Origin of the sequence: Mycobacterium sp. 1482292.6 (assembly GCF_001672995.1) — a bacterium.
In the GTDB taxonomy this organism is placed as follows: Bacteria; Actinomycetota; Actinomycetes; order Mycobacteriales; family Mycobacteriaceae; genus Mycobacterium; species Mycobacterium europaeum_A.
This window is the reverse complement of the sequence record NZ_LZKV01000247.1, coordinates 1-17,764: the sequence shown is the minus strand read 5'-3', so window position 1 is coordinate 17,764 and position 17,764 is coordinate 1. Positions and strand designations below refer to the sequence as shown.

General features: G+C 69.3%; 16 protein-coding genes and 1 pseudogene. 6 read left to right on the top strand and 11 right to left on the bottom strand.

All coding sequences use genetic code 11. The features are described 5' to 3' along the window. Window positions 1-38: 38 nt before the first annotated feature. The 6 genes from A5624_RS24485 to clpB all read right to left on the bottom strand — a co-directional run bounded on the left by A5624_RS24485 (window position 39) and on the right by clpB (window position 6,581). A complete protein-coding gene (locus tag A5624_RS24485) occupies window positions 39-686 on the bottom strand; it encodes an RNA methyltransferase (protein ID WP_066872333.1) in 648 nt (215 codons plus the stop codon). Continuing rightward, window positions 683-1,597, bottom strand: a complete 915-nt coding sequence (locus A5624_RS24480) for a hypothetical protein (protein ID WP_066872330.1) — start codon at window positions 1,595-1,597, stop codon at window positions 683-685. Before A5624_RS24480 ends, A5624_RS24485 begins: the two co-directional genes overlap by 4 nt. A gap of 36 nt (window positions 1,598-1,633) precedes the next feature. Further along, the gene (pyrE, locus tag A5624_RS24475) at window positions 1,634-2,173 is read right to left on the bottom strand and encodes an orotate phosphoribosyltransferase (protein ID WP_066872534.1); all 540 of its coding nucleotides are present in this window, start codon (window positions 2,171-2,173) and stop codon (window positions 1,634-1,636) included. Then, window positions 2,160-2,936: an SDR family oxidoreductase gene (locus tag A5624_RS24470; RefSeq protein WP_066872531.1), complete on the bottom strand. Its 777-nt coding sequence runs from the start codon at window positions 2,934-2,936 to the stop codon at window positions 2,160-2,162. Before A5624_RS24470 ends, pyrE begins: the two co-directional genes overlap by 14 nt. A 57-nt stretch (window positions 2,937-2,993) precedes the next feature. Then, complete coding sequence (gene ttfA / locus A5624_RS24465; protein ID WP_066872328.1) at window positions 2,994-3,875, bottom strand: trehalose monomycolate transport factor TtfA; 882 nt, start codon at window positions 3,873-3,875, stop codon at window positions 2,994-2,996. Window positions 3,876-4,034: 159 nt separating this feature from the next. After that, a complete protein-coding gene (gene clpB / locus A5624_RS24460; RefSeq protein ID WP_066872325.1) occupies window positions 4,035-6,581 on the bottom strand; it encodes an ATP-dependent chaperone ClpB in 2,547 nt (848 codons plus the stop codon). A 123-nt stretch (window positions 6,582-6,704) separates the two neighbouring features. On the opposite strand from clpB, the gene A5624_RS28330 reads away from it, so the two are divergent. From A5624_RS28330 to A5624_RS24445, 3 genes are read left to right on the top strand one after another with little or no spacing between them, the layout of a single operon-like run. Continuing rightward, on the top strand, window positions 6,705-7,142 hold the full coding sequence (locus A5624_RS28330; RefSeq protein ID WP_231999679.1) for a DUF3060 domain-containing protein: 438 nt from the start codon (window positions 6,705-6,707) through the stop codon (window positions 7,140-7,142). A 33-nt stretch (window positions 7,143-7,175) separates the two neighbouring features. Further along, entirely contained in the window at window positions 7,176-8,348 is a 1,173-nt protein-coding gene (locus A5624_RS24450; protein ID WP_066872322.1) for an FAD-binding oxidoreductase, read from the top strand. Between the two features lie 2 nt (window positions 8,349-8,350). Next, complete coding sequence (locus tag A5624_RS24445) at window positions 8,351-9,262, top strand: aldose 1-epimerase (protein WP_066872319.1); 912 nt, start codon at window positions 8,351-8,353, stop codon at window positions 9,260-9,262. Between the two features lie 136 nt (window positions 9,263-9,398). On the opposite strand, the gene A5624_RS24440 is transcribed toward A5624_RS24445, so the two are convergent. The 5 genes from A5624_RS24440 to A5624_RS24420 form a co-directional block, all read right to left on the bottom strand. Then, on the bottom strand, window positions 9,399-9,794 hold the full coding sequence (locus A5624_RS24440) for a heat shock protein transcriptional repressor HspR (RefSeq protein WP_066872316.1): 396 nt from the start codon (window positions 9,792-9,794) through the stop codon (window positions 9,399-9,401). Next, window positions 9,794-10,972: a molecular chaperone DnaJ gene (dnaJ, locus tag A5624_RS24435; RefSeq protein WP_066872313.1), complete on the bottom strand. Its 1,179-nt coding sequence runs from the start codon at window positions 10,970-10,972 to the stop codon at window positions 9,794-9,796. Before dnaJ ends, A5624_RS24440 begins: the two co-directional genes overlap by 1 nt. Window positions 10,973-11,018: 46 nt before the next feature. Further along, window positions 11,019-11,654, bottom strand: a complete 636-nt coding sequence (gene grpE, locus A5624_RS24430) for a nucleotide exchange factor GrpE (RefSeq protein ID WP_066872309.1) — start codon at window positions 11,652-11,654, stop codon at window positions 11,019-11,021. After that, window positions 11,651-13,513 carry a molecular chaperone DnaK gene (gene dnaK / locus A5624_RS24425; protein ID WP_066872307.1) on the bottom strand — a complete coding sequence of 621 codons (1,863 nt, stop codon included), beginning with the start codon at window positions 13,511-13,513 and terminating at the stop codon, window positions 11,651-11,653. Before dnaK ends, grpE begins: the two co-directional genes overlap by 4 nt. Window positions 13,514-13,643: 130 nt before the next feature. Beyond that, window positions 13,644-14,585, bottom strand: coding sequence for a LysR family transcriptional regulator (locus A5624_RS24420; protein ID WP_066872303.1), 942 nt, complete (start codon window positions 14,583-14,585; stop codon window positions 13,644-13,646). 87 nt (window positions 14,586-14,672) lie between these two features. On the opposite strand from A5624_RS24420, the gene A5624_RS24415 reads away from it, so the two are divergent. The 3 genes and pseudogenes from A5624_RS24415 to A5624_RS27755 form a co-directional block, all read left to right on the top strand. After that, the gene (locus A5624_RS24415; RefSeq protein ID WP_066872528.1) at window positions 14,673-16,157 is read left to right on the top strand and encodes an aldehyde dehydrogenase; all 1,485 of its coding nucleotides are present in this window, start codon (window positions 14,673-14,675) and stop codon (window positions 16,155-16,157) included. Between the two features lie 5 nt (window positions 16,158-16,162). Further along, complete coding sequence (locus tag A5624_RS24410) at window positions 16,163-17,113, top strand: amidohydrolase family protein (protein WP_082990649.1); 951 nt, start codon at window positions 16,163-16,165, stop codon at window positions 17,111-17,113. Window positions 17,114-17,247: 134 nt separating this feature from the next. Beyond that, window positions 17,248-17,598, top strand: a pseudogene (locus A5624_RS27755) (hypothetical protein); the annotation flags it as partial. Window positions 17,599-17,764: the final 166 nt, after the last annotated feature.

Sequence of the window (17,764 nt, the reverse complement as noted above, 5' to 3'; positions counted from 1 at the left end):
CTGCCGCACCCGGTTGACTGTGCGCGTACGGCGTCGGGCTACCAGGCCTGGGACAGATCGGCGTGCTGCTTGACCCAGGCGTGCATGGCGATGCCGGCGGCGACGCCGGCGTTGATGCTGCGCGTGGAGCCGAACTGCGCGATCGACACCGTCAGCGTTGCGCCCGTGCGGGTGTCGTCGGTGATGCCGGGGCCCTCCTGACCGAACACCAGCAGGCACTCGCGTGGCAGCGTGGCCTCCTCCAGGCGCGCGGCGCCCGGCACGTTGTCGACGGCCACCACCGTCAGGCCGGCGTCGGCCGCGAAGGCGAGCAGCTCGGCGGTGCTGTCGTGATGGCACAACCGCTGATAGCGATCGGTGACCATGGCGCCCCGGCGATTCCATCGCCGCCGCCCCACGATGTGCACGGTGTGCACCGCGAAGGCGTTGGCGGTGCGCACCACCGAACCGATATTGGCGTCGTGGCCGAAGTTCTCGATCGCGACGTGCAGGGGATGCCGGCGCCGGTCGATGTCGGCGATGATCGCCTCGCGCGTCCAGTACCGGTAGGCGTCGACGACGTTGCGAGTGTCGCCCTCGCGCAACAGGATTGGGTCATAGCGCGGGTCTTCGGGGAGCTCGCCCCGCCACGGGCCGACGCCAGCGGGCGGGGTCGCGGACCATTCGGTGGGCCCAGGTCCGCTCATCGCTGCGTCCACACCCCGGCGTGCGTGCCGTCGATGGCCAGCGTCGCGTACAGCAGCGCGTCGTTGATCTCGCCCTGGGTGCACAGCGACGCGTTGACGTGCACCGCATCCAACGACGCGTCGGGCAGGATCAGCACCGACGACCCGTAGGTCGAGCAGGCCGGGTTCAGTCCCGGGGCGGGCAGGGTCGGCGAGGCCAGCAGCATCATCGGCCCGCCGCGCTTGACGGACTCGTCGCGGTAGCGGGCCGCGACGGCGGTGGCCTCCAACCCCAACAGCATGTAGCCGTTGCCGGTGAACGCTCCCGGATCACCCAGCTGCATCTTGGTCACCGGCTTGCCGTCGGCGCGCCATGCCGACAGGCTGGCGGTCTTGACCGCCAACCCGCCGCTGTCGTTGGGATTGGTGGGCAGCAGCCCCACCGGGAAGGCGACCGGGTAGGCCGACGAGCTGTCCGGGATCCGGTCGCGCGGCGAGTAGCCGTAGACGCCGCGCACCTGGCTTCGATCCTTCAGCGGCCCAAGGCAAACCGTGCCGGTAAGCCGGTCGCGGGACGCCGAGAGCGGCGCGGGGACGTCGCGCACATTGGTGGTCTTCGGTTGAAAGGATTTGTCACAGCTGCCCAGGCCCGCGGTCTCGAGGGGGTGGGCCAGCGCGCCGTAGAGCCCGAAGCGGATGTCCTCGGCTTTGGCGTGCGGGTCCTTGGCCGAGGCCGGGCTGGCGTCGACGTCGACCAGCACGTAGTCGCCGTCCCAGCGCAGATTCGACACCGACATGTTCCAGCCCAGCAGCGCCAGCGATTCACCGAGCCGCGCGCCCTGGGCGCCGTAGGGACGCACCGGCTGGCTGGAGGACGAGCAGCCGGCCAGGCAGGCCACCACGCACGCGAGCATCGCGAGGGCGCTACGCATGATTCAGCGGCTCGGGCTACGAAGATCAGCCGGCAACTAGCTCAGCCCCAGATCGGCGAGCCCGAGCACGCTTCGATAGGGCAGCCCCTCGGCCTCGATGGCCTCGGCGGCGCCGGTGGCGCGGTCCACCACCGTGGCCACCCCCACCACGTCGCCACCCGCCTCCTGTACGGCGCGCACCGCGGTCAGCGCCGAGTTGCCGGTGGTGCTGGTGTCCTCGACGACCAGCACCCGCTTGCCGGATACCTCGGAGCCTTCGATAAGGCGTTGCAGCCCATGGGTTTTCGCGGACTTGCGCACCACGAAGGCGTCGATCGGCCGGCCCGGCGCGTGCATGACGGCGGTGGCCACCGGGTCGGCGCCCAGCGTCAGGCCGCCGACGACGGCGTAGTCCCAGTCGCTGGTCAGGTCGCGCATCAGCGTGCCGATCAATGCCGAGGCGCGGTGGTGCAGGGTGGCCCGGCGCAGGTCGACGTAGTAGTCGGCCTCCTTGCCGGAGGACAGCGTGACCCGCCCGTGCACCACCGACAGGCGCCGCACCAGCTCCGCCAGCTCTTCGAGGTCAGGTCCGGCCACGGCCACTCCCGATTCGTTTGGTGACGGCCCGCATCAGGGTCCGCGGCAGCAGGCGCTCGGCGGCGATGATCGCCTTGTACTGCAGGCCCGGAATGCTGATCACCTTGCCGCGGGCGATATCGGCCAGGCTCTGGCTGACCACATCGTCGACCTCGAGCCACATGAACGACGGCGACTTGGCCATGTCGATCCCAGCGCGGTCGTGAAATTCGGTGTGCACGTAGCCCGGGCACACGGCGTGCACGGACACCCCGGTGCCCTGCAGGCCCACCGACAGGCCCTCGCTGAACGAGATCACCCACGCCTTGGACGCCGAATACGTCGACCCGCGCCCGGGCACCAGCCCGGCGATGCTGGCGATGTTGACGACGGTGCCCGCGCCGGCCGCCAGCATGGCGGGCAGCGCGGCGCGGGTCAGGTGCATGACCGCGGTGACGTTGACGTCGAGCTGGGACTGCAGCAGCGCGGGGTCGGCGGACCAGAAGTCGCCGGAGGTGCCGAAGCCGGCATTGTTGACCAGGACGCGCACTCCCCCGGCCGCGAGCCGGTCACAGACGCGCTGACGGCCGGCCGTATCGGCCAGGTCGGCGGGCAGGATCTCGACGGAACCGGAGTGTTGCTGCAGCTCCTCGGACAGTCTGGTCAGGCGGTCGACATCGCGGGCGACCAGGACCAGGTCGTAGCCGTCGCTGGCATAGCGTCGCGCGAACCCGGCGCCGATTCCGGACGTTGGCCCGGTGATCAGGGCGACGGGGCGAGGCATGAGCGACATCCTAATGACGTCGGCAGCACCGGCCTTGCGGCCACCCGGGGCCCGCCGTCAGCGCTGATAGTTGCTGGCCTGCTGGCCGTTGCGCCCGGACGGCGGTGGGCGGCGGATGGTCTCCGAACGCCCGTCGGCAGGCTGGGGCTGGTCGCGGCGCAGCGGCTCGGCGGCGCGGCGACCCGACGGCAGGTCGGGGCCGAGCAGCCCCGCCACGTCCTGCTGCGCGCGCCGGATCGGCAGCTCCGCGCGGCCCGCGGGCGCCAGCGGCCGGCTGGGTGAGGCGTTGCGCAGTCCGGACGGCGGCCCGGCCTCCTGCGGGGCCTCCTCCGGCAGCGGCGGCAGCACCCGCAACAGGTCGTTGAACTGGCGTACGGTGCGCAGGCCCTCGTCCCACTCGGTGCGCGTGCTGGTGATCGGCAAGGCCACCAGCGTCCAGTTCTGTTCGTTCCACATGATCTCGGCGCTGTCCGGTGCGGTGTGCGCGAAGGTCACCATCCGGCGGTCGCAGGCCCGGCGGGCGGCGTCGAGGTTGGTGGAGTACACCATCCGCGGCCCGATCGCTCCCAACAGCCAAATGTCGCTCTCCCGTGGCTCTTTGAGCCCCTTGAGGCGCAGGTCCACCACCACGTTGGTGCCCACCTTGCGGTGCAGCGCGATGACGGTGGCGACCTCTTCGAGGTCGAAGATGTAGACGGCCTCACCGCGAATCTGGCCCAGCACCACGTTCTGGGCGGCGACGTCGCCCACCGTCGACATCACGCCGCGCTTCCAGCGCTTGAGGATGTCGGTCGATTCAGGCTCGTAGTCGAATCCGTGCGATCGCGCCCACGACTTGCGGCGCCTGCTGCGCCCGCGCCGCCGATCGATGTCGACGTACAGCAACACCCCCGCACCGACAAAGCACAGCGCGGAGAGCGTGAACCAGAGGGGGACCATCCAAAACAGGGTATCTGCTATTGGCCCGGAACACAGAAGGCGACCAGGTCACAACCCAATCAAGGTTTGCTGCGCCCGCCCGGGCGCATAAGCGCCGAACGTCGACTTGTTGCGGCGGTTGGTGCGAAATACCCGCAACAAGTCGACGCCTCTGCGCGCTTAGCCCAGAATCAGCGAGTCACCGTCGGGGCTGACGTTCACCGGAACGGTGTCGCCGTCGTGCACGTCGCCGGCCAGCAACATCTTGGCCAGCTGGTCACCGATGGCCTGCTGCACCAGCCGGCGCAACGGCCGCGCGCCGTAGACCGGGTCGAATCCGCGATGTGCCAGCCACTGCTTGGCCGGCAGCGACACCTCGAGCGTGAGGCGACGCTGCGCCAGCCGCTTCTGCAGCTGGGCCAGCTGGATGTCGACGATCGACACCAGCTCGCCGGGCTCGAGGCCATCGAAGATGATGACGTCGTCGAGCCGGTTGATGAACTCCGGCTTGAACGCCGAGCGCACCGCGGCCATCACCTGCTCCTCGCTGCCACCCGATCCCAGGTTGGACGTCAAGATCAGGATGGTGTTGCGGAAGTCGACGGTGCGGCCCTGCCCGTCGGTCAGCCGGCCCTCGTCGAGCACCTGCAGCAGCACGTCGAACACGTCCGGGTGGGCCTTTTCGATCTCGTCGAACAGGATCACCGTGTAGGGACGCCGCCGCACCGCCTCGGTCAGCTGACCGCCCTGGTCGTAGCCGATGTATCCCGGCGGGGCGCCGACCAGCCGCGCGACGGAATGCTTCTCGCCGTACTCGCTCATGTCGATGCGCACCATGGCGCGTTCGTCGTCGAACAGGAACTCCGCCAGCGCCTTGGCCAGCTCGGTCTTACCGACACCGGTCGGCCCGAGGAACATGAACGAGCCGGTGGGCCGGTTGGGGTCGGCGACGCCGGCCCGGGAACGCCGTACGGCATCGGAGACGGCCGTCACGGCCCTCTTCTGCCCGATGACGCGCTTGCCCAGCTCCTCCTCCATGCGCAGCAGCTTGGCGGTCTCGCCCTCGAGCATCCGGCCGGCGGGGATGCCGGTCCACGCCGACACCACCTCGGCGATGTCGTCGGGCCCAACCTCCTCCTTGAGCATGACGTTCTCCCGCGCCTCGGCCTGGGGCAGCGCCGCGTCGAGTTTCTTCTCGACCTCCGGGATGCGCCCGTAGCGCAGCTCGGCGGCCTTGGCCAGGTCGCCGTCGCGCTCGGCGCGCTCGGACTCCCCGCGCAACGTGTCCAACTGCTCCTTGAGCTCACGGACCACGTCGATGGCGTTCTTCTCGTTCTGCCAGCGGGTGGTGAGCTCGGACAGCTTCTCCTTCTGGTCGGCCAGCTCGGAGCGCAGCTTCTCCAGCCGCTCCTTGGACGCCTCGTCCTCCTCCTTGGCCAGCGCCATCTCCTCGATCTCGAGGCGGCGCACCAGCCGCTCGACCTCGTCGATCTCGACGGGCCGGGAGTCGATCTCCATCTTCAGCCGGCTGGCGGCCTCGTCGACCAGGTCGATGGCCTTGTCCGGCAGGAAGCGCGCGGTGATGTAGCGGTCGGACAGCGTCGCCGCGGCCACCAGGGCCGAGTCGGTGATGCGCACGCCGTGGTGCACCTCGTAGCGGTCCTTCAGCCCGCGCAGGATGCCGACGGTGTCCTCCACCGAGGGCTCGCCGACCAGCACCTGCTGGAAGCGGCGCTCCAGCGCGGCGTCCTTCTCGATGTACTTGCGGTACTCGTCGAGCGTGGTGGCGCCGACCAGCCGCAGCTCGCCGCGGGCCAGCATCGGCTTGATCATGTTGCCGGCGTCCATCGCGCCCTCGCCGGTCGCGCCGGCGCCGACGATGGTGTGCAGCTCGTCGATGAAGGTGATGATCTGCCCGGCGGAGTTCTTGATGTCGTCGAGGACGGCCTTGAGCCGTTCCTCGAACTCGCCGCGGTACTTGGCGCCGGCCACCATCGAGCCCAGGTCCAGGCTGATGACGGTCTTGTCGCGCAGGCTTTCGGGCACGTCGCCGGCGACGATGCGCTGGGCCAGGCCCTCCACGATCGCGGTCTTGCCGACGCCGGGCTCGCCGATCAGCACCGGGTTGTTCTTGGTGCGCCGACTCAGCACCTGCACGACGCGGCGAATCTCGTTGTCCCGCCCGATAACCGGGTCGAGTTTGCCGTCGCGGGCGCGGGCCGTCAGGTCGGTGGAGTACTTCTCCAGCGCCTGGTAGGTCGCCTCGGGCTCCGGGCTGGTGACCCGGGCGCTGCCGCGCACCTTGACGAAGCCCTCGCGCAGGGCCTGCGGTGAGGCGCCGTGACCGGTCAGCAGCTTGGCGACGTCGGAATCCCCGGTGGCCAGGCCCACCAGCAGGTGCTCGGTGGACACGTATTCGTCGTCCATCTCGGTCGCGAGCTGCTGGGCGGTGGTGATCGCGGCCAGCGATTCGCGGGACAACTGCGGCTGCGAGTTGGCCCCGCTGGCCTGGGGCAGCCGGTCCAGCAGGCGCTGGGCCTCGGTGCGGATGGTGGCGGGCTCGACGCCGACAGCCTCCAGCAGCGGACCGGCGATGCCGTCGGCCTGCGTCAACAGCGCCATCAGCAGATGGGCGGGCCGGATCTCCGGGTTACCCGCCGCCGAGGCGGCCTGGAGTGCCGAAGTCAGTGCCGCTTGGGTCTTGGTTGTCGGGTTGAAAGAGTCCACGACACCTCCGTTCGTCGGTAGGGAAAATGCTTCTCGGCTTGTTCAACGCCGTCAAGGTTGAGTCTGTTCCGCTCAAGTCTAACGAGTTTTGAGCACTACGGCGTAGGGGGTACCCCCGTAGCGATGACGCAGACGATGCAACCCCCCGACCAGGCCGACCCCGACCCGGAGACACGGCCGCGCCGCAGCGCCGGCGTGTGGCTGGCCGCCGTGGCCGCCGCCCTGGCGTGCGCCGGCCTGCTGGCGGTCGGGTTCCACACCGATCTCAGCGGCGGTAGCCCGTCGGCGGTCCCGCAGGCCGGGACGCTGCAGGTCAGCGGGACGGGCATGACGAAGACGCTGCCCTGCCACGCCGGTTATTTGTCGGTGAGCGGGCAGCAAAACACCGTCACCCTCACCGGGCACTGCACCAGCGTCAGCGTCTCCGGCAGCGGCAACCACGTCGCGGTCGACAGCACCGACGCGGTCAGCGCGTCGGGGAACGACAACGTCGTTCTCTACCACTGGGGTTCACCCAAGATCGCCAACGTCGGGACGGCCAACGTCGTCCGACAGGGCTGAGCCGGCGGCCGGCCGAGCCTAGAATCGGGGCCCGTGAGCCTGGAGGACGCCGAAGCGCTGCGGGTGCTGCGTGACGCCTTCGCGCCCGCGGACACGGCCGGTGACTCCGCGCTCGTCCATCGCTTCTACACCCAGTGGTTCGCCCTCGACGGCTCGGTGCGTGATCTGTTCCCGCCCGAAATGGCCGCCCAGCGGCTCGCTTTCGGGCGCGCGCTGCACTGGGTGTTCGGCGAGCTGGTCGCCCGGCGCGCGCAGGAGCCGGTGGCTTTTCTGGCCCAGCTCGGCCGCGACCATCGCAAATACGGTGTGCTGCCGGCCCATTACGAGACCCTGCGGCGCGCGCTGCTCTCGACGCTGCGCGCGCACGTCGGTGCGGCGTGGACCGACGCCGTGGAGGCGGCGGCCCGGCAGTCGCTGAACCTGATCACCGGGGTGATGAGCGGCGCCGCGGACGCCGAGGAGGGCCCCGCCTGGTGGGACGGCACCGTCATCGAACACATGCGGGTGTCGCGCGATCTCGCAGTCGTGCGGCTGCAGCTTGACCAGCCGATGCACTACCACCCCGGCCAGTACGTCGACGTCCACGTGCCGCAGTGTCCGCACCGGTGGCGGTATTTGAGTCCCGCCATTCCGGCCGACCCGGGCGGCGGCATCGAGTTCCACGTCCGCCTGGTTCCCGGCGGCCTGGTCAGCACCGCGATCGTCGGCGAAACCCGCATCGGCGACCGGTGGCGGCTGTCCAGCCCGCACGGCGGCCTGCGGGTCGACCGCGAGGGCGGCGACGTGCTGATGGTCGCCGGCAGCACGGGCCTGGCGCCGCTGCGGGCGCTGATCATGGACCTGTCCCGGTTCGCGGTGAACCCGCGCATCCATCTGTTCTTCGGCGCCCGGTACCGTTGCGAACTCTACGATCTGCCGACCCTGTGGCAGGTCGCCTCGCATAATCCGTGGCTGTCGGTCTCGCCCGTCTCGGAATACAACAGCGACCCGTCCTGGGCCGCGGACTATCCCGACGTCACGCCGCCGCGCGGCCTGCACGTGCATCAGATCGGGCGGCTGCCCGACGTGGTGACCAAGTACGGCGGCTGGGGTGACCGGCAGATCCTGGTCTGCGGGGGGCCGGCGATGGTCAGCGCCACCAAGGATGCCCTGATCGCCAAAGGCGCTCCGCCCGAACGCATTCAGCATGACCCGCTATGGAGGTAGCCATGCACGTCGTCACCCTGCGCGATCCGTCGTCGCCGCTGGTCGCGCAGTTCGTTCCCGAGGCAGGGATGATCGGCACGTCGCTGCGCGACGCCGGTGTGGAGCTGCTGGGCCAGCGCCGCGGCCTGGACGCCTACGTCTCCGATGGCAAGACGATGGGGATCCCGATCCTGTACCCGTGGGCAAATCGGTTGGGCGAGAAGACCTATACCGCCCAGGAGGTCACCGTGACCCTGACGCCGGGAGAAAACGGTGTGCGCGCCGACCCCAACGGGCTACCCATCCACGGCGTCCTGGCCGCCTACCCCGGTTGGCGGGTGACGGCCGAGACCGACGGCGAGCTGACCGCCGAACTGGATTTCGGTGCCGATCCCCGATTGCTGGCCAGCTTCCCGTATCCGCACGTGCTGACGGTCGCGGTGCGGCTGGCCGACCGGGCGCTGACGGTTCGGACCACGGTGGACGCGACCGGGGATCGGGCCGTGCCGCTGTGCTTCGGGTTTCATCCCTACCTGCAACTGCCCGACACCCCGAGGGCCGACTGGGTCATCGAGACACCGCCGTTGCGGCATCTGGGCCTCGACGACACCGGGCTGCCCACCGGCGCTTCCGAGCCCCAGCCGGCCCGGCGAGAGGCATTGGGCGACAACACGTTCGACGACGCCTACGACGGGGTGGCCGACGGCGCGGTGTTCGCGGTGTCCGGCGGCGGTCGGCGCATCGAGGTGCATTTCGAGCAGGGCTATCCGGCGGCGCAGATTTTCGCGCCGGCGCCCGACGACCCCACGAAGACGATCGTGTGCTTCGAGCCGATGACCGCACCGACCGACGCGCTGCGCCGGGGCGGCTACCGCTGCGCGCTACCGGGCGAGCGGGCCGTCACGCAATTTTCGATCCGGGTGGGCTCGCAGTGACCACTCGGGTCACTGCCGCTGTCTGGTGGTCATCAGGTGATTGCAAAAAGCGCTAGCAGATGTGCTAGCGCTTTTGCGAAGGTCGTATGCGTGTCGGAGACAGACCCCTTGGGGCGCAAGGGAAACCGACCGAAAGTCAGCGTCCCCGGCGCGGCTGCCACACCACCAGCGCGGTGCTTTTGGGCACCACCGCCACGTCGCGGCGCTGGCTGGCGCGGACCTGCGAAAGCTCCTCGGTCAACTCCTTGACCCGGGCCTGCAGCGCCTCGACCTGATTGGTCAGCTCGATGATCCGCTTGATGCCGGCGAGGTTGACGCCCTCGTCCTGCGACAGGCGCTGCACCTCGCGCAGCAGGTCAACGTCGTGCTCCGAATACCGCCGTCCCCCACCAGAAGTCCGGCGCGGGCTGACCAGGCCGAGGCGGTCGTAGGTGCGCAGCGTTTGGGCGTGCATGCCAGCCAGCTCGGCGGCCACCGAGATCATGAAGGTCCGGGCGTCCTCTTTTCGTGAATTGCTCGAGCCCTTGGCCATCAGCGATTGCCTGCCCATCCGGCCCGGGGGTCGAAGCCGCTGGCGCGCTCGGCGGCGGCGTACGCCTCCAGCGCCTCCTGGGCGGCCCCCTCCAAATTCGGTGGCACAGCGACCTTTACGGTCACCAGTAAGTCGCCGTTGCCGCCGCTGCGCTTGGGAACGCCACGCCCGCGCACCCGCAGGATGCGGCCGTCGGCGGTGCCCTTGGGCACCCGGACACCGACCTTGCCGTCCAGGGTGGGCACCGAAATGGTTGAGCCCAAAGCCAACTCGGTGAAGCTGACCGGCACCGTCACCGTCAGGTCGTCGCCGTCGCGGCCGAACACCTTGTCCGGGCGCACATGCACCGTCACGTACAGGTCACCCGAGGGCGCACCGCGCAACCCCGCCTCACCCTGGCCGGGCAGCCGGATGCGCTGTCCGTCCTCGACGCCCGGCGGGATCCGCACGTTGATGGTGCGGGTCCGGGTGGTGACGCCGGTGCCCTTGCACTCGTCGCAGGGGTGCTCGATGATCGAGCCGCTGCCCCGGCAATCGGTGCAGGGCTCGGAGAATCCGAACGCGCCCTGGTTGCGGTTGATCACGCCGGAACCGTTGCAGGTGGGACACACTTTCGGGCTAGTGCCCGGCCGCGCGCCACTGCCATGGCAGTTGGTGCACGGCGCCGGGCTGGTCAGCCGCAGCGGCATCGCCACGCCCTTGGCGGCCTCGACGAAATCCAGCTGGGTTTCGGTCTCGAGGTCGTTACCGCGGCGGGGCCGGCTGGGCCGGGCACCCGAACCGCGCCCGAACAGCCCGCCGAACAGGTCACCGATGTTGGTGCCGCCGCTTCGGCCGGCCGCGTCGAACAAATCGTTGAGGTTGAACTCGGCGCCATCACCACCGACGTTGAAGCCCCCGAACCCGCCGCTGTCGAACCGGCGCCCGCCGAATCCACCGCCGGCGAACAGCCTTCGGGTTTCATCGTATTCCTTGCGCTTGGCCGGATCCGACAAGACGTTGTGCGCCTCGGAGACCGCTTTGAAGCGTTCACCGGCGGCCGGGTTGTCGGGGTTCGCGTCCGGGTGCAGATCGCGCGCCAACTTGCGGTAGGCGCGTTTGATCTCTTCTGGGCTGGCGTCAGAGGAGACGCCCAGCTCCTTATAGAAGTCCTTTTCGACCCATTCACGCTGGGCCATGTCGCGTCACCCCCTCACCTTTCTTCTGTTGTGTTGATTGTCTGCCTTATTCACCGGACGCGTCGGCGTTGTCGTCCGTGTCGGCCGGTTCGCTTTCGGCGGACTCGGGTGCGGCAGCCGCTCCATCCTCGTCGGCGACCGTGTCGACGACACCGACCAGGGCGTGACGCAGCACCTGATCACCCAGCTTGTAACCCTGCCGCATGACGGTGCCGATCACCGGCCGGGACCCGTCGCCCTCGTGCTGCACCGCTTCGTGCAGCACCGGGTCGAAGTCCTCGCCCTCCTCGCCGAACGCCGTCAGGCCAAGGCCGTTCAGCGCGCTTTCCAGCTTGTCGGCGACCGACTTCAGCGGTCCGGACTCCAGATCGCCGTGCTTGCGGGCGCGGTCGAGATCGTCGAGCACGCCCAGCAATTGGTTGACGACGGCGGCCTTCGCCCGGTCCGCCGCGGCCTGCTGATCGCGCAGCGCCCGCTTGCGGTAGTTGGCGAAGTCGGCCTGCACCCGTTGCAGATCGGCGGTGAGCTCGGCGACTTTGCCATCGGCTTGCTGCGCCGGTTCGCCGGCCGGCGCCCCTCCCGGCGTGTCGCCGGGAGGGGCCTGCCGCACTTCACCGGTCTCAGGGTCGATTCGCCGCTTGTCGGTGATCGTCACCTGTTCGTGTGGATTGCTTTCCGTCACTTGGACTCCCGGTCATCGTCGACCACCTCCGCGTCCACGACGTCGTCAGCGGAGCCAGACCCGTCGCCCGCCGCGCCGCCACCGGCCTGCTCGCCGGCGGCCTGGGTGGCCTCGTAGATCGCCTGTCCGAGCGCCTGCGACTCCTGGCCCAGCTTCTCCATCGCCGCCTTGATCGCGGCGATGTCGGTGCCGCCCAGGGCGGTCTTGGCCTCGGCGATCGCGGCGTCGACCTTGGACAGCGTGTCCTCGGGGACCTTCGAGCCGCCCTCGGCTTCGCGCTGGTCCTTGACGAACTTCTCCGTCTGGTAGACCAGCGATTCGGCCTGGTTGCGGACGTCGGCCTCTTCGCGACGCTGACGGTCCTCCTCGGCGTGCGCCTCGGCGTCCTTGATCATCCGGTCGATCTCCTCCTTGGACAGGCCGGAGCCCTCCTGGATCTTGATCGTGTTCTCCTTGCCGGTGCCCTTGTCCTTGGCCGTGACGTGCACGATGCCGTTGGCGTCGATGTCGAAGGTGACCTCGATCTGCGGGACGCCGCGCGGAGCCGGCGGGATGCCGGTCAGCTCGAAGGAGCCGAGCAGCTTGTTGTGCGAAGCGATTTCGCGCTCACCCTGGTAGACCTGGATCTGCACCGACGGCTGGTTGTCGTCGGCCGTGGTGAAGGTCTCCGACCGCTTGGTGGGGATCGTGGTGTTGCGTTCGATGAGCTTGGTCATCACGCCGCCCTTGGTCTCGATGCCCAGGCTCAGCGGCGTAACGTCAAGCAGCAGAACGTCTTTCACCTCACCCTTCAAAACCCCGGCCTGAAGAGCCGCTCCCACCGCTACAACTTCATCGGGGTTGACGCCCTTGTTGGGCTCCTTGCCACCGGTGAGTTCCTTGACCAGGTCGGTCACCGCGGGCATCCGGGTGGAACCACCCACCAGGACCACGTGGTCGATCTCGGACACCGAGATGCCGGCGTCCTTGATCACGGACTGGAAGGGCTTGCGGGTGCGGTCCAGCAGATCCTGTGTGATGCGCTGGAATTCGGCGCGGGTCAGCTGCTCGTCGAGGAACAGCGGGTTCTTGTCCGCGTCGACGGTGATGTAGGGCAGGTTGATCGAGGTGCTCTGCGAACTCGAGAGCTCGATCTTGGCCTTCTCGGCGGCCTCACGCAGCCGCTGCATCGCCATCTTGTCCTTGGTCAGGTCAATTCCGCTGGTGCCCTTGAACTTATCGACCAGCCATTCGACGACGCGGTCATCCCAGTCGTCCCCACCGAGGTGGTTGTCACCACTGGTGGCGCGGACCTCGACCACACCCTCGCCGATCTCGAGCAGCGAGACGTCGAACGTACCGCCACCGAGGTCGAAGACCAGGATGGTCTGTTCCTTCTCGCCCTTGTCCAGGCCGTAGGCCAGCGCCGCCGCGGTCGGCTCGTTGACGATCCGCAGGACGTTGAGGCCGGCGATCTGGCCGGCTTCCTTGGTGGCCTGACGCTGGGCGTCGTTGAAGTACGCCGGCACGGTGACGACCGCGTCGGTGACGTCCTCACCCAGGTACGCCTCGGCGTCGCGCTTCAGCTTCATCAGCACGCGGGCGCTGATCTCCTGAGCGGTGTACTTCTTGTCGTCGATCTCGATGGACCAGTCGGTGCCCATGTGCCGCTTGACCGAACGGATGGTGCGGTCGACGTTGGTGACCGCCTGGTTCTTGGCGGGCTGGCCGACGAGCACCTCCCCGTTGCGCGCGAACGCGACGATGGACGGCGTGGTCCGCGAACCCTCGGAGTTGGCGACGACGACCGGGTCACCGCCCTCGAGGACTGCGACGACGGAGTTGGTGGTCCCGAGGTCGATACCGACCGCACGAGCCATAGTGATTCCTCCTGAATATGTAGAGCTTGTCTGGTGCCACTATGCTGAGTGAACCCCGCTCAAGCCTGCCCCTGGGGCGGTGGGCTGTCAACCCAGTATTGAGTGTGGTTCGCTCAACTTGTCGATAATGCTAACGGCGGTCGGTCCCGCCTTGTTCCCGGGTCGCCAAAGAATTCTGGGCGCCGCCGGCAACCTCCTCTATCAGCGCCAGCAGCGCCCGGGTGGCCGCGCTGGCCTGCCGGTTCGCCGAGGTCGCGACGTAGAGCCGCCACTGCAGGTCGTGCCCGGTGATCCGGACGCTCACCAAACCCGAGCTGTCGATGCCCTCGAGGATGGACCAACTCAGAAAACCGATCCCCAGCCCCTTGCGGATGCAGACCGCCGCCGTGCCGATGTCGGCGACCTCCACCGCGACGGTCCGCTCGACCCCGGCGGCCGCGAACGCGGTGTCCACCACGGCGCGGTTCCCGTAGCCCGGCGGCCCGTCGACGAACGGCATGCCCGCGAGCTCGGCCAGCGAAACCGCCGTGCGCCGGGCCAGCGGGTGGCCCTCGGGGACGACCAGCAGCAGCGGCACCGAGGCCACCAGCCGGGTGTGCAGGTCGGCCGGGGGCGGTCCGGTGAAAACCAGGAAGGCGACGTCGAGATCCCCGTCGCGCAATTGGGCCGCCAGCCCGGCCGACCCGGAGCTGGCCGCGCGCAGGTGGACCACGACGTCGGGATGACGGGCGTGCAGTTCGGCCAGCACGGTCGGCACGTCGATGACGCTCACCGACGTCAACGTCCCCACCGTGACGGTGCCGCGCACCGTGCCCCGGGCGGCGCTCACCGCGTCCTTGGCCGCGCGGGCGGCGTCCAAAGTGGTCCGGGCGTGGGGTCGCAGCGCTTCGCCGGCGGGGCTCAGCGCCACGCCAGCCGGGCCCCGGACGAACAACTCGGCGCCCAGTTCGCGCTCGAGCGCCTTGATGGTGGCCGACACTCCTGACTGCACGACGTGCAGCCGCTGGGCCGCCCCGGTGAAGCTTCGACTATCCGCCACGGCCAGGAAGTACTCGAGGTGACGAAGCTCCACACCAGCGATTATCACCGCCGGTGATGAGAACCATCAGAAGATATCGTTGGTGCTGATCAAACCGCGGGGCATACCGTGACAATGCCCATGGATCAGCAAGCCCCCACCACGATCCGCACCCCCTGGTCGTCGGCGTCGCCCGACGACCGCTTCGTCGTGGACAACCCCGCCACCGGACAGGTCGTCACCGTCGTGCACGGGGCCGGCACCGCGGAGGTGGATCGGGCCGTGCGGACCGCGCACGCGGCGCACCTGCACTGGAAGCTTCGTCCGGCCCGCGAACGCGGCCGTTACCTGCGGCGGATCGCCGACGTCATTCGCGAGCACGCCGACGAGATCGCCGCCCTCGAGTCGCGAGAGATGGGCAAGCCGATCAGCCAGGCCCGCAGCTTCGACGTGGAAGCCGCGATCGGGATCTTCGACTACTTCGCCGGCATGGTCGAGGTGCTGCCCAGCCAGGCACGCGACTACGGGCCGGTGTTCGACGTGACCACGCTGGAGCCCTACGGCGTGATCGCCGGCATCGTGCCCTTCAACTGGCCGCCGATCCACACCGCCGGCAAGGTCGCTCCCGCGCTGGCCGTCGGGAACGCCGTCGTGCTGAAACCGCCGGAGCAGACGCCCTCGGTGGTGCTGCGACTGGTCGAGCTGATCCAGTCGGTGCTGCCCGACCCGGTGGTGCACGCCGTGCCCGGCGGCGGCGAGGTGGGCGCCGCGCTGGCCGAGCATCAACTGGTGGGCAAGATCTCCTTCACCGGGTCCCCGCTCACCGGTTCGGCGGTGCTGCGCACCGCGGCCGGCAACCTCACGCCGACGTTGATGGAACTGGGCGGCAAGAACCCGCTGCTGGTGTTCGACGACGCCAACCTGCACGAGGCGCTGTTGGCCGCCATCGACGGCGGCTTCTTCAACCAGGGCGAAGCGTGCACCGCATCGTCGCGAATCCTGGTGCAGGACAACGTCTATGCCGAGTTCGAGGAGAAGCTGTGCGCCGCCGTGCGCCGGCTGCGGGTGGGCGACGGCGCCGATCCCGCCACCGACGTGGGGCCGCTGGTCACCCGGGCGCAGCGCAAGCAGGTCCTGGAGTACCTCGACATCGGCGTCGCCGAAGGCGCCCGCATCGCCGCCCAGGCACCGCTGCCGCAGGATCCGCGGCTCGCGGACGGCTTCTACGTCGCGCCGACCGTGCTGACCGGCGTCACGCCGGACATGCGGGTGGCCCAGGAGGAGATCTTCGGTCCGGTGGTCGCCCTGATCCGGTTCAGCGACGAGGCCGAGGCGGTGCGGATCGCCAACGGCACCCCGTACGGGCTGGTCGCCGCGGTGTTCACCGCCGACGGCGACCGGGCGCTGCGGGTGAGCCGGCAGATCCGGGCCGGAGCCGTCTTCGTCAACAACTACGCGCGGGTGGCCATCGGCAGCGGATTCGGCGGCGTGGGCCACAGCGGGTTCGGCCGCGAGCACGCCCAGGAGACGCTGGCCGAGTACGGCTACACCAAAACCATCCGCCTGGCCGCCAACCGTGACGAGTTGCCGTACTGGAGCGCGGCCGCCCGAGTCCTCGAAGGATAACCCAGATGCGTGTCATCGCCCTCGAAGAGCATTACGCCACAATGGAATTCCTGCAGGGCCCGGGCACCTGGCTGGCGTCGCGAGCCGGCATCGTCGAACCCGCCAGCGATCTCGGCGACGGCCGCATCGCGGCGATGGACGAGGCCGGGGTGGACCTGGCCGTGCTGTCGCTGGCCGCGCCCGGGGTTGAGCAGCTGGATCCGAACGAGGCGGTGCGGCTGGCCCGGGATTGCAACGACCAGCTCGCGGCGGCGGTGCAGCGCTACCCCGACCGCTTGGCGGGCTTTGCCACCGTGCCCACCAGCGCACCCGACCAGGCGGCCGACGAACTCGAGCGCGCGGTGCGCGGGCTGGGCTTCCCCGGCGCGGTGATCAACGGACACAGCCGCGGCCGCTATCTGGACGACCCGTTCTTCGAGCCCATCCTGGACCGCGCGGCCGCCCTGCAGGCGCCGATCTACCTGCATCCGACCATCCCCCCGGCGGGCGTCATCGAATCCAGCTACGCGGGTTTCGCCGAGCCCGTCACGTTCGCGCTGGCCACGGTGGGCTGGGGGTGGCACATCAACACCGCCACCCACGCGCTGCGGATGATCCTGGGTGGCGTGTTCGACCGGCACCCGTCGCTGCAGATGATCATCGGGCACATGGGTGAGGCGACGTCCTTCATGCTGCCGCGCTTCGACGCCACGCTGACACCGGAGCTGACCGGTCTGCAGCGTCCCGTCAGCTACTACCTGCGGGAGAACTTCCACTACACGTTCGCCAACTTCAACGACCACGCGACGTACGCCAACCTCGTCGCCCAGGTGGGGATCGACCGCGTGGCCTTCTCCGCCGACTATCCGTTCGGGTCGATGGTCGCCGCCCGCGCGTTTCTGGACAGCCTGCCGCTCGCCGACGACGAGCGCGCGGGCATCAGCCACCGCAACGCCGAAAAGCTGTTGGGGCTGTAGGGAAGTCGTGAACCGGTCACGGGTCGATAAATTCGGGACATCGGCTCTGTATCGATACCTGTGTCAGGGCAGCGGCTTTCGCGTCTCGGTGCGTAACCTGAGTGCCGCTATATGAATCGTCTGGGGAGCGGCGGGTGCGGTTTTCGGAGAATGCGCGGCGAAGCCTGGCCGGTGGTTCGCTGCTGCTCGTAGCCCTGGTGGCCGGCTCGGAGCTGGTCTCCGGCTGCAGTTCGGTCATCGGCGGCCGGCCGGTGGCCTCGCCAGGAGCCGGCCCCACCGAACCGTCCTTCCCCACACCCAGGTCCACGCCGCCGTCGGCCACCGCCGCCCCGGCGCCGGGCCCGTCGGCCGCACCGGCGAACCCGACCACCCCGGCCGGCGCCATCCCGCTGCCGCCCGACCAGAACGGCTACGTCTTCATCGAGACCAAATCCGGCGTGACGCGCTGCCAGATCAACAGAGACACCGTCGGCTGTGAGGCGCCCAGGTTGCCCAGCACCCATTGCACTTTGCCGCCGCTGTTGATGCTGACGCCGTTGGCGTGCTCGCCGTCCTGCAGCGGGGAGTTGGTGAAGGGCGCCTCACAGCCGACGGTGTCTCTGTTGATCTGGCAGCGCGTCACGCCGGATTTGGTCTCGATGAAGACGTAGC

Bases quoted from the DNA above. Each gene is read 5' to 3' on its own strand.
- A5624_RS24440 (WP_066872316.1), bottom strand. From the start codon at position 9,794: ATGGCCAAGGGCTCGAGCAATTCACGAAAAGAGGACGCCCGGACCTTC.
- A5624_RS24410 (WP_082990649.1), top strand. From the start codon at position 16,163: ATGCGTGTCATCGCCCTCGAAGAGCATTACGCCACAATGGAATTCCTG.
- A5624_RS28330 (WP_231999679.1), top strand. From the start codon at position 6,705: ATGACGCAGACGATGCAACCCCCCGACCAGGCCGACCCCGACCCGGAG.
- A5624_RS24485 (WP_066872333.1), bottom strand. From the start codon at position 686: ATGAGCGGACCTGGGCCCACCGAATGGTCCGCGACCCCGCCCGCTGGC.
- A5624_RS24480 (WP_066872330.1), bottom strand. From the start codon at position 1,597: ATGCGTAGCGCCCTCGCGATGCTCGCGTGCGTGGTGGCCTGCCTGGCC.
- dnaK (WP_066872307.1), bottom strand. From the start codon at position 13,513: ATGGCTCGTGCGGTCGGTATCGACCTCGGGACCACCAACTCCGTCGTC.
- A5624_RS24470 (WP_066872531.1), bottom strand. From the start codon at position 2,936: ATGCCTCGCCCCGTCGCCCTGATCACCGGGCCAACGTCCGGAATCGGC.
- dnaJ (WP_066872313.1), bottom strand. From the start codon at position 10,972: ATGGCCCAGCGTGAATGGGTCGAAAAGGACTTCTATAAGGAGCTGGGC.
- A5624_RS24415 (WP_066872528.1), top strand. From the start codon at position 14,673: ATGGATCAGCAAGCCCCCACCACGATCCGCACCCCCTGGTCGTCGGCG.
- ttfA (WP_066872328.1), bottom strand. From the start codon at position 3,875: ATGGTCCCCCTCTGGTTCACGCTCTCCGCGCTGTGCTTTGTCGGTGCG.
- A5624_RS24445 (WP_066872319.1), top strand. From the start codon at position 8,351: ATGCACGTCGTCACCCTGCGCGATCCGTCGTCGCCGCTGGTCGCGCAG.